The organism is Pseudonocardia zijingensis (assembly GCF_042657305.1).
Taxonomy (GTDB): domain Bacteria; phylum Actinomycetota; class Actinomycetes; order Mycobacteriales; family Pseudonocardiaceae; genus Pseudonocardia; species Pseudonocardia zijingensis.
Genome location: NZ_JBHSKO010000037.1, coordinates 14,686 through 27,383 on the forward strand (window position 1 = coordinate 14,686; position 12,698 = coordinate 27,383).

Sequence of the window (12,698 nt, forward strand, 5' to 3'; positions counted from 1 at the left end):
AGCGGCGCCGGCGCCGTGGTGAAAGAGGACACAGATCATCAGCACTCCTGGATCGGGGTTATGGGCCGGCACGCGGTGTGGGTCAGCTCTGTGTGATCAAGTCAGGATTAGCTCGCGGATCGCCATCTCCTCGGGTCCTGCGGCAGTGCCGCTCCCGGGTTCAAAGATTGGCGTTCATCCGGTCGGGGTGGGACAGATGCTGCCGATGACCTGTTTCAGCGGCCCGTGTGATCGCCTCGAGTACCCGGTGGCGATCGAGTGCGACCGCGAAATCCGGCGCATCGGCGGTTCCGTCGCGGAGGTCGGCGGCGAACTGGGCGTAGAGGCGGGCGACCCCCGCTGCGGGTGCATCGAGTTGCAGGTCGGGAGCCGCATAAGCGGGGGGGACCTGTAGCACTTGGACAGGCTCGCTGCCGCGGCGCAGCGTGATGGTGAAATCGGTGAAATGGATGTAGCCCGACGCCGACTCCACACGCACACTGCCCTCGGTGCCCTGGATCTCCCATACCATCGCCGAGCCGGCAGACTGCCCGGCACTGTAGTGCAGCGAAGTGACGATCCCGCCTTCGAGAACGCCGGCGACGACGATCTCATCCGGCGCGTCCTTCGGCAGCGACGCGCCATCGGAGAGGCGGACGCCGTCACCGCGCTGATTGGCGACGACGGCGGACAGACTCTCGAACGTGCCGAGCACGCGCGCAAGCGGTTCGAGCCCGTGGCCTAGCATGATGCTCAGAAGCGTGGCGCCATGCTTTGCGTGAGCCATGTACTCGACCGACGGGTCATATCGGCCGACCCACATGTCGTCGGTCAAATGCGCTCGGATGCTCGTGCTGAGCGGCTTGCCGATCACGCCTTGCGCGATGAGGTCGCGAAGGAAGAGGATCGGCGGGTGCAGTCCGCCCTGCAACCCGACAACCGTCCGCAGCCGCCGCTCGCGGGCAAACCCCTCCACCGCTTCGGCCTCCGATAGGTTTCTTGCGAGCGGCCATTCGCAATAAACCATCTTGCCCGCGGCCAGCGCGTCGGACACAATCTGCTTGTGCTCCGGCACCTTGACCGCAACCACCACCAGGTCGACCTCCGGTCGCACGACCAGAGCCTCATGTGTGTCAAAGGCGAGATCGGCGCCCAGTCGACGAGCGGTCGCGTTCGCGCTCTCCATACGAGTCGTACTGACGGCGCGGATCTGGTACGCGTCGAGCGCCTGCAGCGCCGGGACGTGAGCAATTCCGCCCCAACCCCGATCGGCACTGGCCCCGATAAGGCCGACGCCGATCCGGGTATTTGCTGAATTCGTCATCAGGATGCTCCTGCCTTGTGCAGCCGCGGCACCGCTCTCCGGGCTGCGTCACGATGATCCGTTTCCGGACAAATGCGTGGGCACTCGGGCTCACCATGGCGAGCGATCAATTATTGCCGTTCGCGTAGCGGCCGCGGGGTTGGAGCCCGAGTGACCCAAGCGCAGGTTTTACATGTGAGCCCAGTGGGCCTCGAGTTCGCGCGCGACATCGGCCGGACGCTCTATCATCGGCCAGTGCGAGCTGCGCAGCTTGAAGACGGCACGTGCGCGTGTGGCATTACCGAGCTCGTCGGCGAAGCGGTGAGGAAGGAACGGATCGTCCAGGCCCCAGATCACTAGCGCTGGTGCGGTCACGTTGCTCAAACCTGGCTTCCACTCCGCCCCGACCTCGATCGCCGAACGGTAAAGGGCGAGAATGCTTGCTCTCATAGTGACATCGAGATGCCGGACCGATTCGTTTGCCGCGTCGCGCGGCATCTGCGCCTCGTTGAGGCTTGCTGCGAACGCCTCGAGGTCGAGGTCCGCCATCCATTGCTCGCCCTCGCCTGGCGTTTGCCAGATCTTGGCAAGATAGTGCCACGGATACTCCGGATCGATTGGCCCGCTGATGCCTGTCCAGGTCCGCACCAGATCTGGTCGGATAGACGCGAGACGGCCCGTGAGCAGAGACCCCCAATCATGACCGACCAGGTCGACGGGTTCGCCGATTTCTTCGATCTTCCTGACAAGCCAATCGAGATACTCTTCTTTCGTCGACGTGAATCCCGCTGGTAGGGGTACGCCAAACCCGGGGAGATCGATCGTCACAATATCTTCGCGTTGAAGATGGGGACGGACGGTGTCCCAAATCCGGTGGGTATCAGGTACGCCATGGACGAGGACTGCAGGCATTTCGGATTCTCCAATTGATTGTTGTCGTGGCTGAATGGCCGGTCGGCCGAGTCAGGCGGTAACGGCGTCGCCATTCGTTGCGCCCGCACGTGAGCGATCGGGGTTATGGGCCGGCGCGGCCCTCCGGCATGCCCGAACCTACGTCGGCTGCCCGCGCTCCGCATCAGTCGCCATATCGGTCACGACTGTCGATGACCGGTTCTCGCGGCCTGTTCGACTCGGGCGATCAGGCGGCTGTTGTGGACGGCGTGCCCGAATCCCGGGGTGTGGTGGGTGCCGTTCACGATGTCGCGCGCCAGGCTGGCGTACACCTCGCCCACATTGATGGATGCACCGTTCCAGATCTCGGCGGCGGTCGGGCCGGTGCCGGTGGCGGCGGGGCTGTCCGGTGCGGTGAAGCCCAGGTTCGATGACAGCACGAGGTCGCCGACCTGAACACCCGCGGGGTGATTTCCGGTCAGCTTCAGCCAGCCGTCCGATCCGCGGATTTCCAGGCTGAAGTGGGCGTCGGGCGCGGGCACGCCCGCCAGGATCTGCACCCCGACCGGGGCGCCCGACGAGGTCTTGGCGATGGCGTCGAGGTGATCCGGGACTTCCCGGAGGGAGATCGCGCCCGTGTCCACCAGCTTCACCTGCGGCCAGAGGAGCTCCGTGCGCGCATCGATCTCGGTGATGTCCCCGAGAACCGCCTCGACGACATCCAGGACGTGGCCCGCCGCGATCGGCAGGAATCCGGCACCCGCGGCCGCCTTGTCGAAGTACTCGTACGCGCTCACCGACTCCGGGCCGTTCCCGAACGTCGTCGCGGCGACCCGCGCCGACAGCACGCGCCCGAGCCGACCCTCCGCGACGATCTCCGCCGCGCGGCGTACCGAGGGGTTGAGCCTGCCCTGCAGACCGATCGCCGTGTGCAGCGAGCCGGCCGCGTCGGCCATCTCCTCCGTCTCCGCGACGGTCGCGCCCAGCGGTGACTCCGAGTACACGGCCTTGCCGGCCGCGAGGGCTGCGAGCACGAGCTCGCGGTGGGCCGGGACCTTCACGGCCACGGTGACCAGATCGATCGACGGATCGTGGACGAGCTCGAGCGGGTCGGCATACCACCGTTGCGCGCCGAAGGCCCCGGCTGCGCTGCGGGCGCTCTCCTCGTGCCGTGTCGCCACGGCCGCCAGTGCGAACTGCGGCTGCGCAACCAGCGCGGGGATGTGCGACGCCCCCGCCCAGCTCGCCTTCGTGTCCGCACCGATGATGCCGACTCGAATCACATTGCTCGACATGCTGTGAACTCCATTCCTTCGTCTGCGATCCGGCACGGACGTTCCGTGCCGTCCGGTTCCTCAGAATGTGTTTGAGAAGCGCGAAGCGGGCCGCCCAGAGCGGCCGGGACCTGCTGGATCATCGGAGCCTGCGGCCCACATGAGGGCTTCTCAAACACATTCTCAGCGGTCGATGGCGGCCATGTCCGGTGCGGCATGGCGATCACCGGACGCGGGCGTCAGATCGTCCAGCCGGGCGATCTGCTCGGCGGCGAGTCGGATGCCGTCGGCGGCGCTGTTCTCTTCGAGCCGGTCGACACGCGTGGTGCCCGGAATGGGCGCGATGCCGGCGCCCTGTGCGAGCAGCCAGGCCAGAGCGACCTGTGCGGGCGCGGCCCCGACGTCGACCGCGACCTCGCGTACCTCGTCGACGATGCGGAGGTTGCGCGTGAGGTTGTCGCCGATGAACCGAGGATTCGTACGGCGCCAGTCGGCGGCATCCAGGCCGTCGAGGGAGCGGATGCGACCGGTGAGGAATCCGTGCCCGAGCGGCGCATAGGGAACCAGACCGATCCCCAGCTCACGCAGCGTGGGCAACACGTCGACCTCGGGGTCGCGGGTCCACAGCGAGTACTCGGTCTGGACGGCGGCCACCGGATGAACGGCATGAGCGCGGCGGATCGTCGCTGCAGCCGCCTCCGACAGTCCGATGTGGCGCACCTTTCCCGCAGCCACCAGCTCGCTCAACGCCCCCACCGTCTCCTCGATCGGGACGTCCGGGTCGACCCGATGCTGGTAGTAGAGGTCGATGTGGTCGGTTCCGAGCCGCCGCAGCGACCCGTCGACAGCCGCGCGGATGTTGGCGGGCGTGCTGTCCGGGCCCGGTCGGCCGGTGTGGGAGACGAGGCCGAACTTGGTGGCGAGTACAACCTCGTCGCGGCGGCCTCTCAGCGCGCGACCCACCAGCTCCTCGTTGACGTAGGGCCCGTAGACCTCCGCGGTGTCCAGATGCGTGACGCCGAGGTCCACCGCGCGACGGATGGTGCGGATCGACTCGGCGTCGCCACGGCCGGCGCCGGTGTAGAACGCCGACATCCCCATGGCCCCGAACCCGATGCGCGAGACCTCGAGCGCTCCCAGCGACGTGACGTGCATTCGATGCCCTCTCCGCGATCCACGACGAACTTGACGCTTCAATATCTACGCGTCTCGACTTGAAGTGTCAACAAGTCGCTAAGGTGGGGGCATGGCGAGAACCACAGCGGCGTCGGAGACGCGATGGCTGAGCCGCGAGGAGCTGGCGGCATGGCGGGCCAACTCCGCGATCATGATCAGCCTGCCCGCGGCCCTGGATGCGCGGATGCGCCGCGAGACCGCCCTGACGTTCTTCGAGTACATGGTGCTCTCGGTGCTGTCCGAGGAACCGGACCGCACGCTGCAGATGAGCGACCTGGCCGCGCGGACGTCGGCGTCGCTGTCCCGCCTCTCGCATGTCGTCGGACGCCTGGAGAAGCGCGGACTGCTCAGCCGGGCCCGGCTCCCCGGCTCCGGTCGACGCACCAGTTCGACGCTGACCGATGCGGGCTACGAGGCGGTCGTCGCCGCGGCTCCGGGACACGTCGCAGCGGTCCGCGAGTACCTCATCGACCTGCTCGAACCCCACGAGCTGGCGACGCTGCAGCGCATCGGCACCGCGGTCGACGCCGCCATCGGCCGAGGGCCGCTCGATCCCGGCCCCACGTCGTCGGCCCCGTCCGACACATGACGATCGAGATCGGGGTCGTTCGTGCCTCACCCCCTCCCGGCGGCGACGATCTCGCGGGCGCGTGCGCGACTTCCCTGCCGAAGATCTCGGGGGCGCCCGGGTCCGTCGGAGGCGATGATGAAATCGGAGGTCCCGTGGCGCAGCGCGATCTCGGCCACCTGCTCGGCCCGCTGCTCCGGGTTCCGGGCGGTGCCGTCGTGCCCATCGGTCGCGAGTCGGACCGCGTCGGTGACACCGGCGATCCACGACAGCGGCGTCCACGCCTCCGGGCCGGCGAGAGCCGGCCGGTCGGGGACGACGACGAGGTCGAGACCCAGCTCCTCGGCCAGGCGGGCCCATCGCACCGGCAGCGCCGGGTCGGCACCGCTGATCGGCAGCCGGACACCGGAATCGAGCGTGTGCCCGTAGGTCACGCGGCGTCCACGTCTGCGCAGGCCACCGCGACGGTGGCGGTGGTCATCGCGACTCCTCCTGGTGAACGCCCGAGGGGAGCGGGTCTCCCAGGAAGGCCCGCAGGGCGGCGTTGACCTCGTCGGCGTGGGTCCACAGCAGCCCGTGCGGGGCGCCGTCGATCTCCACGTACTGCGCCTCGGGCAGGGCTCGGCGGAAGCGGCGGGCCGTGGCCTCGACGGGGAGGATCCGGTCGGCGGTGCCGTGCAGGATCAGGGCCGGCACACCGGCGGCCCGGACGGCGTCGACGTCGGCGCGGAAGTCCTCGATCCACGAGGAGACGACGGCATGGGCGGCCACGGGAGCGCTGGCGACGGCGACGTTCCAGCTGGCGCTGACCGCCTCCTGGCTGATGCGAGGGCCGAGGTTGTTGTCGAGGTTGTAGAAGTCGGAGAAGAACTGCTCGTACCAGGCGTAGCGGTCCCCCTTGGCCGTGGCCTCGATCCCGTCGAAGACCTCCTGGGGCACGCCCTCGGGATTGTCGTCCCGGGCGACGAGGAACGGCTCCAGGGAGGCCAGGAAGGCGAGCTTCGCGACCCGCTGGTGGCCATACCTGGCGACGTAGCGGGCGAGCTCGCCGGTGCCCATCGAGAACCCGACGAGGACGACGTCGCGCAGGTCGAGGGCCTCCAGCAGGGCGTTCAGGTCGGCAGCGAAGGTGTCGTAGTCGTAGCCGGTGCCGACCTTCGACGACCGCCCGAAGCCGCGACGGTCGTAGGTGATGACGCGGTACCCCGCGGCGAGCAGCTCGCGCGTCTGGCGCTCCCAGCTGTGACCGTTCAGCGGATACCCGTGGATGAGGACGACCGGCTGACCTGCACCGTGATCCTCGTAGTACAGCTCGATCGGCGTGCTGTTCTCGTTCCCGACGATGACGTGTCCCATGGTGTCCTTCCGAGGTTGCGTGTCTGCTATTGGCCGACGAGCCGGCGGACGGCGATCGCGGTCGCTTCGGCGATGGTGGCGTTGCCGGCCGTGGAGTCCGGGTCGTCGGGGTCGGTGTAGACGGCGAGGACCAGCGGCGCGCGGTCCGGTGGCAGCACGATCCCGACGTCGTTGCGCTCGCCCTGTTCTCCGGTCCCGGTCTTGTCCCCGACCACCCACCTGGCCGGCACCCCGGCCCGCATGGTGGCGTCGCCGGTGGTGTTCGCGACGAGCCAGGCGGTGAGCTGCTCGCGTCCGGCCGGCTGGAGGTCGTCACCGAGGGTCACCGCTCGGATGCTCCCCACGATGGCGGCCGGTGTGGTGGCGTCGCGCTCGTTGTCCGGGCCGGCGGAGACGTTGAGCTCGGGCTCGGAGCGGTCGAAGCGGGTGGGCGCGTCGCCGAGGCCGCGGGCGAACGCGGTCACGGCGGCCGGTCCGCCGAGGAGTTCGAGGAGCAGGTTCGCCGCCGTGTTGTCGCTGACGGTGAGAGCGGCCAGGCACAGGTCGGCGACGGTCATGCCGGTCGCCACGTTCTGCGTCGTCACCGGGGCGTACTCCAGCAACTCCTCGGGGCCGTAGCGGACGAGCCGGTCCAGCAGCGCGGGGCGGCGGAGCGGCGGACGGCGGTGCCGGGGGAGCGGGAGCGGTCGTGGGCGCCGCGGCGATCCCGCAACCGGTCAGGGCTGCGCCCAGGGTCGCGGTGAGCACGCTGCGTCGGGTGATGCGTTGCTGGTTCATGGCCTTCCGGGGGTGCTCGACGAGAGGACTGCAGTGATCGCGCCGGAGTGCACACCGTGCTGATGCGGCACGGTCGATCCGACCGGCGTGGCGGCCGTGACGCGATCGCTGCCCCGCGTGCCACCGACCCGCGGAGTCCGGACCGGGCCGGGACGCGAGCGGAGCAGGAGCCCGACTCGGCGCAGGACGTCGAACTGGGAGGGGTTGTAGAGGTCGCGCACGGCCTCGTCGACCGTCCGGGTGGCGGCGGCGCTCAGGCCGGCGGTTGCGCTGCGCAGGCGGGGGAGCATCACGCGCAGGGTCCGGCTCCGGGGGAGCAGCCTGATCGCGAGCTCGTGGCGGGTGGTGTCGTCGGCGTCGGCGGGAAGCAGGTCGAACGCGGTCGCCGCGGGGCTCGGTGGGAGGCCGCGCAGCGAGTCGACGAAGTCGGTGACCACCGCAAGGTCGAGCACCCTGGTCAGCACGACCAGCAGGGCCCGGTCGGCGTCGGACAGGTCGACGTCCCGGACCATCCCGGCGAGTGCGGGCGGGAGGTCGGTGGGTGCGGCCTGCTGGAGGATCTCCTGGATCTCGGTGCGGACGTGCTGCAGCCGGTCGAGGGTCCGGGCGAGGTGGGCGTCGAGCCCGCGGAGCGCTTCCCGGGGGTGCTGGTCCGCGTCGCCCAGTTCGGCGATCTGCGGCAGGGTGAGACCGAGATCGGCGAGGCGCTTGATCCGCAGGACGCGGACGAGGTGCGCGACGCCGTACTGCTTGTATCCGTTGGCCCGACGCCGTGGCTCCTCCAGCAGGCCGACGTTGTGGTAGTGCCGCACCGCCCGTACGGAGGTGCCGGCGAGGTCGGCGAGTTCGCGGGTACTCCAGGCCACAGCTGTTCCCTCCACGTGTCGTTCGTGCCGTCAGGCGTGCGCGAGCCGGCGCTGGCGGTCGGCCTCCGACAGCCCGCCCCACACGCCGCGCAGCTCCCGGTGGGCCATGGCGTGGACGGCGCACTGCCGGCGGACCGGGCAAGCGGCGCAGATCGCCTTCGAGATCCGCTCGCGGCGCAGCCGTTGCGGGGGGCACTCTGCGTCGGCGGGGAAGAACACCTCGGTGTCGACCGCGCGGTAGAGGACCTGCCGGTGCCACGACGGCGGGAACTCGGGGTCGACTTGCCAGTCGGCGTACTGCCCGGCCCGGCCGGTACGTACGACAACGGTGACGGGCTCGGTGCTGATCATGGCGGTTGCTCGCTCCCCGGTCGTTCTGCTGTCGGGTGTCAGACTCGCGAGGACGGCGCCCTGTCCACGTCGGTGGAAGTCCCTGATCCCGTCCTCGACACCGGCGCGGGGAGACCAGCATCTCGACGACCCGGTCGCGCCCGCGGGCTTCGCGTCGGTGACAATTACCGTGATCGGCCCAGTGCCGGCGCCAGGGGAGGACCAGGCGATGCTCGTGGGACGGCGCGCCGAGCACGCGGCGCTCGAGCAGCTGCTGGCCCGGGCCGAGGGCGGCGACAGCGGGGTGCTGGTGGTGTGCGGGGAGGCCGGCATCGGCAAGACCGCCCTGTTGCAGCACGTGCGTGGGTCGGCCGTGGCGGCCGGTTTCCGGGTCGAGGACGCGGCCGGGGTGGAGGCCGAGGCGGAGTTCGCGTTCGCGGGCCTGCACCAGTTGTGCGCACCGATGCTGGCGCGGGCGGCGGAGCTGCCCGAGCCGCAGCAGGCCGCCCTCGGGGTGGCGTTCGGGATGCGCGGGGGTGCTGCGCCGGACCGGTTCCTGGTCGGGCTGGCCGTGCTGAGCCTGCTGGCCGAGGTGGCCGAGGACGGGCCGTTGCTGTGTGTGGTGGATGATGCGCAGTGGCTGGATCAGGCGTCCGCGCAGGTCCTGGCGTTCGTGGCCCGGCGGGTGGCGGCCGAGCGGGTGGTGCTGGTGTTCGCGCTGCGCGACCCCGGCGTGACCGAGGTCGATGCGTTCGCCGGACTGCCGGAGCTGCGCCTGGCGGGGCTGGGGGAGTCCGACGCCCGGGCGCTGCTGGCCACCGCGGTGCGCGCACCGCTGGACGATGTGGTGCGCGACCGGATCGTGGCCGAGGCGCGCGGCAATCCGTTGGCGTTGTTGGAGCTACCCCGGGGTGCGCCGGAGGTGCAGCTCGCGGGCGGCTTCGAGCTGTCCGACGTGGTGAGCGTTGCGCGCCGGGTGGAGGACGGTTTCCTGCTCGCGCGGGCAGCCTGCCGCCCGATTCGCAGCTGCTGCTGGTGGTGGCCGCGGCCGAGCCGACCGGCGATGCGGCGTTGCTGTGGCGCGCGGCCGCGGAGCTCGGGATCGCCCCGGAGGCGGCCGCGCCGGCGGAGGCCGCCGGGCTGCTGGAGCTCGACACCCGGGTGCGGTTCCGGCACCCGCTCGTGCGCTCCGCGGTCTACCGGGCGGCCACACCGCCCGACCAGCGCCGAGCGCACGGCGCACTGGCCGCCGTCACCGACCCGCAGGTCGACCCCGACCGCCGCGCCTGGCACCGGGCGCAGGCGATGGTGGGCACCGACGAGGAGGTCGCCGCTGAGCTGGAGCGTTCGGCCGGACGGGCCCGCGCCCGTGGCGGACCGGCCGCCGCGGCGGCGTTCCTGAAGCGTGCGGCCGAGCTGACCCCCGAGCCGGCCGTCCGGGCGGGTCGGGCCCTGGAGGCTGCGCATGCCAAGCACGAGGCCGGTGCGTCCGAGGCCGCGCGCGAGCTGCTGACGGTCGCGGCGACCGGGCCGTTGGACGCCGTGGCGCAGGCCCGCCTCGAGCTGCTGCGCGCCCAGATCGCCTTCCACCTGGCGAGGGGCGGCGACGGCCCGCGGATGCTGCTGGGCGCCGCCAGGAGCCTCGCCCCACTGGACCCGGCGCTGTCCCGGGAGACCTACCTGGACGCGCTAGATGCGGCGATCGTCACCGGCCTCGGCCCCGGCGGCGGCGTGCGAGCGGTGGCCGAAGCCGCCCGGGCCGCGCCCGCATCACCGGAGTCGCCGAGGCCGGCGGATCTCTTGCTCGACGGGCTGGTGACGACGTTCACGCGGGGTTACGCGGCAGGGGTGCCGGGGCTGCGGCGGGCGTTGGACGCCTTCGCCCACGACGAGCGAGACGCTCATGGCGTGAACGACAGCGCCAACCGCCGCTGGCTGTGGCTGGCCAGCCGAAGCGCGATGTCGCTCTTCGACGACGAGATGGTCCACGCGCTGGCCGCCAGTCATGTCCGGTTGGCCCGTGAGGCCGGCGCGTTGGCCACGCTCCCCGCAGCACTCCTCGTCCAGTCCGTCATGCTGGTGCTCTCCGGCGAGTTCTCCCGGGCCGCCGAGCAGACCGCGATCGCGGCCGCGACCAGAACCGTGCCGTTGCTCCACGCCCAGCTCATCCTGGCTGCCTGGCGCGGTCGCTCGGACGAGAGCACCGAGATCCACGCGACCCTCGTCCGGGAAGCTGCCGGACGCGGGCGCGGCACCGAGGACGCACTGGCGCAGTACGCCATGGCGGTCCTGCACAACGGGCTGGGCGACTACCCAGCGGCTCTGGCCGCGGCGGAGCGGGCATTCGAGTCCGACGAGCTGACGCACAGCAACCTGGCCCACTCCGAACTCATCGAAGCCGCATGCCGCACCGGCAAACCGGAGCGCGCGGCCGATGCGCTGGACCAGCTCAGCTCACGGGCGCTGGCCAGCGGCACCCCGTGGGGGCTCGGGCTGGCAGCGCGCTCACGGGCACTGGCCAGCACCGGCCCGGTCGCCGAGGAGCACTACCGCGAGGCGATCGAGCGGCTCCGGGAAAGCCGGATGGTCACCCAGCTGGCCCGCGCACATCTCGTCTACGGCGAGTGGCTGCGCAGGCGGGGCCGCCGCCAGGCCGCCCGCCAGCAGCTCCGCACCGCCCACCAGCTGCTGACGGACATGGGCGCGGAAGCGTTCGCCGCGCGCGCCGCCCGCGAACTGCGCGCCACCGGCGAGCACCCACGCAGCCGATCCGTCCAGCCGTCGGATGAGCTCACCGCGCAGGAGCTGACGATCGCGCGACTGGTGGCCACCGGGGCGACCTCCCGGGAGGTCGGCGCGCAGCTGTTCCTGAGCCCGCGCACCATCGAGGCCCACCTGCGCAGCATCTTCCGCAAGCTGAGCATCACCTCCCGTCGACAGCTGCGGGAACTGCAGCTCCCTTGACCGTCCGGGATCACGCGGCCGGGCGGGGGCGAGCGCGGCTGCGGTAGGTCAGGCGTCGCAGGAGGGCCTCGAACGGGCCACGCCGCCCGGTGCGGTCCAGGGCGTGGGCGATGAAGACGGTGCCCGCCCAGGTGGCGACGGCGAGCCCGGCGGCGGTGGCGGCGCCGAGCCTCCCGCCGAGGTCGAGCAGCGATGGTTCGGTGGCGACCAGCCAGACCGGTGACTGGGCGATGTAGAAGGTCATCGAGCGCCGGCCGCACGCGACCAGTGCGGTCGTGACCGGTCCTCGCCGGTCACCGAGCCGGTAGGCGACGAGTGCGATCGCGGCCAGGAACGCGAGGCCGCCGGCGATGCCGGTGGCCGCGAACACCGCGTGGCCGGCGGCGTCGGTGCCGGGGGAGCCGGGGGTCCACAGGCCGACGGCCTGCAGGGCCACGGGCTGCGCGCCGAGCACTGCCACCGGGAACCCGATCAGCGCGAACCGGTGCAGCAGTGGCCGGTAGCGGTCGGGTTGTTCGAGCAGCCGCATCCGCGCGGCCAGGACTCCGATCAGGACGGACGGTGCTATCCCCACTGCGGCGATCGGCAGCACCGGGAGCGCTGAGGTGCGCAGGATCGCGCTGTCGAGCAGGGTGGGGCCCACGGCGAGTGGTGTGTCGGAAGGGGTCAGGATCTGGAGCAGGGAGGCGGCCGCCACGCCGAGGACGAGGGTGATCGCCATGACCGTCCACATGCGACGCCTCGACCAGGACACGACCCCGGCGAACATCACTGCGAACGCGCCGTAGGCGCCGATCACGTCTCCGCTGTAGAGCAGGATGACGTGGGCGATGCCGAAGACGATCAGCCAGGCCCCGCGCCTGCGGATCAGCCGCCGGGCCTGGGTCGGGTCGCCGCCGAGGCCGGTGTAGCGCCGGGTCATCTGGACGAGGCCGTAGCCGAACAGGATCCCGAACAGCGGGGCGGCGCGCCCGTCCACGAAGGACGTCAGGAGCCACTGGACGGCGACGTCGACGGGCCCGCCACCGGCAGGTGTGGTGAGCGAGTTGCCCCCGGCGTGCAGCTGGCGGGAGTGGGCCAGCGCGATGAGCAGCAGCATCACGCCCCGCGCGAGGTCCGGCGCCAGAAGGCGTTGCGACAGCGGCGTGGGTGCGATCGGCCCTGCGACGGGTTGAGGGGAAGTGGACACGACGATCCTTACGCGAGGTGGGGCT

The 12,698-nt window shown here is 71.1% G+C and carries 13 protein-coding genes; 3 read left to right on the plus strand and 10 right to left on the minus strand.

The features are described from left to right. Positions 1 to 160: 160 nt before the first annotated feature. From ACFPL3_RS39025 to ACFPL3_RS39040, 4 genes are all read right to left on the minus strand, one after another. Positions 161 to 1,303: a Gfo/Idh/MocA family protein gene (locus ACFPL3_RS39025; RefSeq protein ID WP_343942450.1), complete on the minus strand. Its 1,143-nt coding sequence runs from the start codon at positions 1,301 to 1,303 to the stop codon at positions 161 to 163. A gap of 168 nt (positions 1,304 to 1,471) precedes the next feature. Beyond that, positions 1,472 to 2,194, minus strand: coding sequence for an alpha/beta fold hydrolase (locus ACFPL3_RS39030; protein WP_343942449.1), 723 nt, complete (start codon positions 2,192 to 2,194; stop codon positions 1,472 to 1,474). A 179-nt stretch (positions 2,195 to 2,373) separates the two neighbouring features. Beyond that, complete coding sequence (locus ACFPL3_RS39035; protein WP_379590724.1) at positions 2,374 to 3,504, minus strand: Gfo/Idh/MocA family protein; 1,131 nt, start codon at positions 3,502 to 3,504, stop codon at positions 2,374 to 2,376. Between the two features lie 126 nt (positions 3,505 to 3,630). Continuing rightward, positions 3,631 to 4,602 carry an aldo/keto reductase gene (locus ACFPL3_RS39040; RefSeq protein WP_343942447.1) on the minus strand — a complete coding sequence of 324 codons (972 nt, stop codon included), beginning with the start codon at positions 4,600 to 4,602 and terminating at the stop codon, positions 3,631 to 3,633. 91 nt (positions 4,603 to 4,693) lie between these two features. Here ACFPL3_RS39040 and ACFPL3_RS39045 point away from each other — a divergent pair, with 91 nt between their 5' ends. Next, positions 4,694 to 5,212, plus strand: a complete 519-nt coding sequence (locus ACFPL3_RS39045) for a MarR family winged helix-turn-helix transcriptional regulator (RefSeq protein ID WP_343942446.1) — start codon at positions 4,694 to 4,696, stop codon at positions 5,210 to 5,212. A 26-nt stretch (positions 5,213 to 5,238) separates the two neighbouring features. On the opposite strand, the gene ACFPL3_RS39050 is transcribed toward ACFPL3_RS39045, so the two are convergent. From ACFPL3_RS39050 to ACFPL3_RS39070, 5 genes are all read right to left on the minus strand, one after another. Continuing rightward, complete coding sequence (locus ACFPL3_RS39050) at positions 5,239 to 5,625, minus strand: LLM class flavin-dependent oxidoreductase (protein WP_343942445.1); 387 nt, start codon at positions 5,623 to 5,625, stop codon at positions 5,239 to 5,241. 43 nt (positions 5,626 to 5,668) lie between these two features. Next, the gene (locus tag ACFPL3_RS39055; RefSeq protein WP_343942444.1) at positions 5,669 to 6,547 is read right to left on the minus strand and encodes an alpha/beta fold hydrolase; all 879 of its coding nucleotides are present in this window, start codon (positions 6,545 to 6,547) and stop codon (positions 5,669 to 5,671) included. Between the two features lie 26 nt (positions 6,548 to 6,573). Further along, positions 6,574 to 7,185 carry a class A beta-lactamase gene (gene bla / locus ACFPL3_RS39060; protein WP_379590743.1) on the minus strand — a complete coding sequence of 204 codons (612 nt, stop codon included), beginning with the start codon at positions 7,183 to 7,185 and terminating at the stop codon, positions 6,574 to 6,576. Between the two features lie 135 nt (positions 7,186 to 7,320). After that, positions 7,321 to 8,190, minus strand: a complete 870-nt coding sequence (locus ACFPL3_RS39065) for a MerR family transcriptional regulator (protein ID WP_343942443.1) — start codon at positions 8,188 to 8,190, stop codon at positions 7,321 to 7,323. Positions 8,191 to 8,220: 30 nt separating this feature from the next. Next, the gene (locus ACFPL3_RS39070; RefSeq protein ID WP_343942442.1) at positions 8,221 to 8,541 is read right to left on the minus strand and encodes a WhiB family transcriptional regulator; all 321 of its coding nucleotides are present in this window, start codon (positions 8,539 to 8,541) and stop codon (positions 8,221 to 8,223) included. Positions 8,542 to 8,749: 208 nt separating this feature from the next. Here ACFPL3_RS39070 and ACFPL3_RS39075 point away from each other — a divergent pair, with 208 nt between their 5' ends. Then, positions 8,750 to 9,922 carry an AAA family ATPase gene (locus ACFPL3_RS39075; RefSeq protein ID WP_379590728.1) on the plus strand — a complete coding sequence of 391 codons (1,173 nt, stop codon included), beginning with the start codon at positions 8,750 to 8,752 and terminating at the stop codon, positions 9,920 to 9,922. Positions 9,923 to 11,217: 1,295 nt separating this feature from the next. After that, on the plus strand, positions 11,218 to 11,484 hold the full coding sequence (locus ACFPL3_RS39080; protein ID WP_379590745.1) for a helix-turn-helix domain-containing protein: 267 nt from the start codon (positions 11,218 to 11,220) through the stop codon (positions 11,482 to 11,484). 10 nt (positions 11,485 to 11,494) lie between these two features. Here ACFPL3_RS39080 and ACFPL3_RS39085 read toward each other — a convergent pair whose 3' ends face one another. Next, a complete protein-coding gene (locus ACFPL3_RS39085) occupies positions 11,495 to 12,673 on the minus strand; it encodes a DUF418 domain-containing protein (RefSeq protein WP_343947312.1) in 1,179 nt (392 codons plus the stop codon). Between the last annotated feature and the right edge of the window lie 25 nt (positions 12,674 to 12,698).

What these genes read in the sequence shown, in the direction of transcription:
- ACFPL3_RS39080 (WP_379590745.1), top strand. Translation starts at nt 11,218, where the DNA reads ATGGGCGCGGAAGCGTTCGCCGCGCGCGCCGCCCGCGAACTGCGCGCC.
- ACFPL3_RS39075 (WP_379590728.1), top strand. Translation starts at nt 8,750, where the DNA reads ATGCTCGTGGGACGGCGCGCCGAGCACGCGGCGCTCGAGCAGCTGCTG.
- ACFPL3_RS39070 (WP_343942442.1), bottom strand. Translation starts at nt 8,541, where the DNA reads ATGATCAGCACCGAGCCCGTCACCGTTGTCGTACGTACCGGCCGGGCC.
- ACFPL3_RS39045 (WP_343942446.1), top strand. Translation starts at nt 4,694, where the DNA reads ATGGCGAGAACCACAGCGGCGTCGGAGACGCGATGGCTGAGCCGCGAG.
- ACFPL3_RS39040 (WP_343942447.1), bottom strand. Translation starts at nt 4,602, where the DNA reads ATGCACGTCACGTCGCTGGGAGCGCTCGAGGTCTCGCGCATCGGGTTC.
- ACFPL3_RS39025 (WP_343942450.1), bottom strand. Translation starts at nt 1,303, where the DNA reads ATGACGAATTCAGCAAATACCCGGATCGGCGTCGGCCTTATCGGGGCC.
- ACFPL3_RS39055 (WP_343942444.1), bottom strand. Translation starts at nt 6,547, where the DNA reads ATGGGACACGTCATCGTCGGGAACGAGAACAGCACGCCGATCGAGCTG.
- ACFPL3_RS39030 (WP_343942449.1), bottom strand. Translation starts at nt 2,194, where the DNA reads ATGCCTGCAGTCCTCGTCCATGGCGTACCTGATACCCACCGGATTTGG.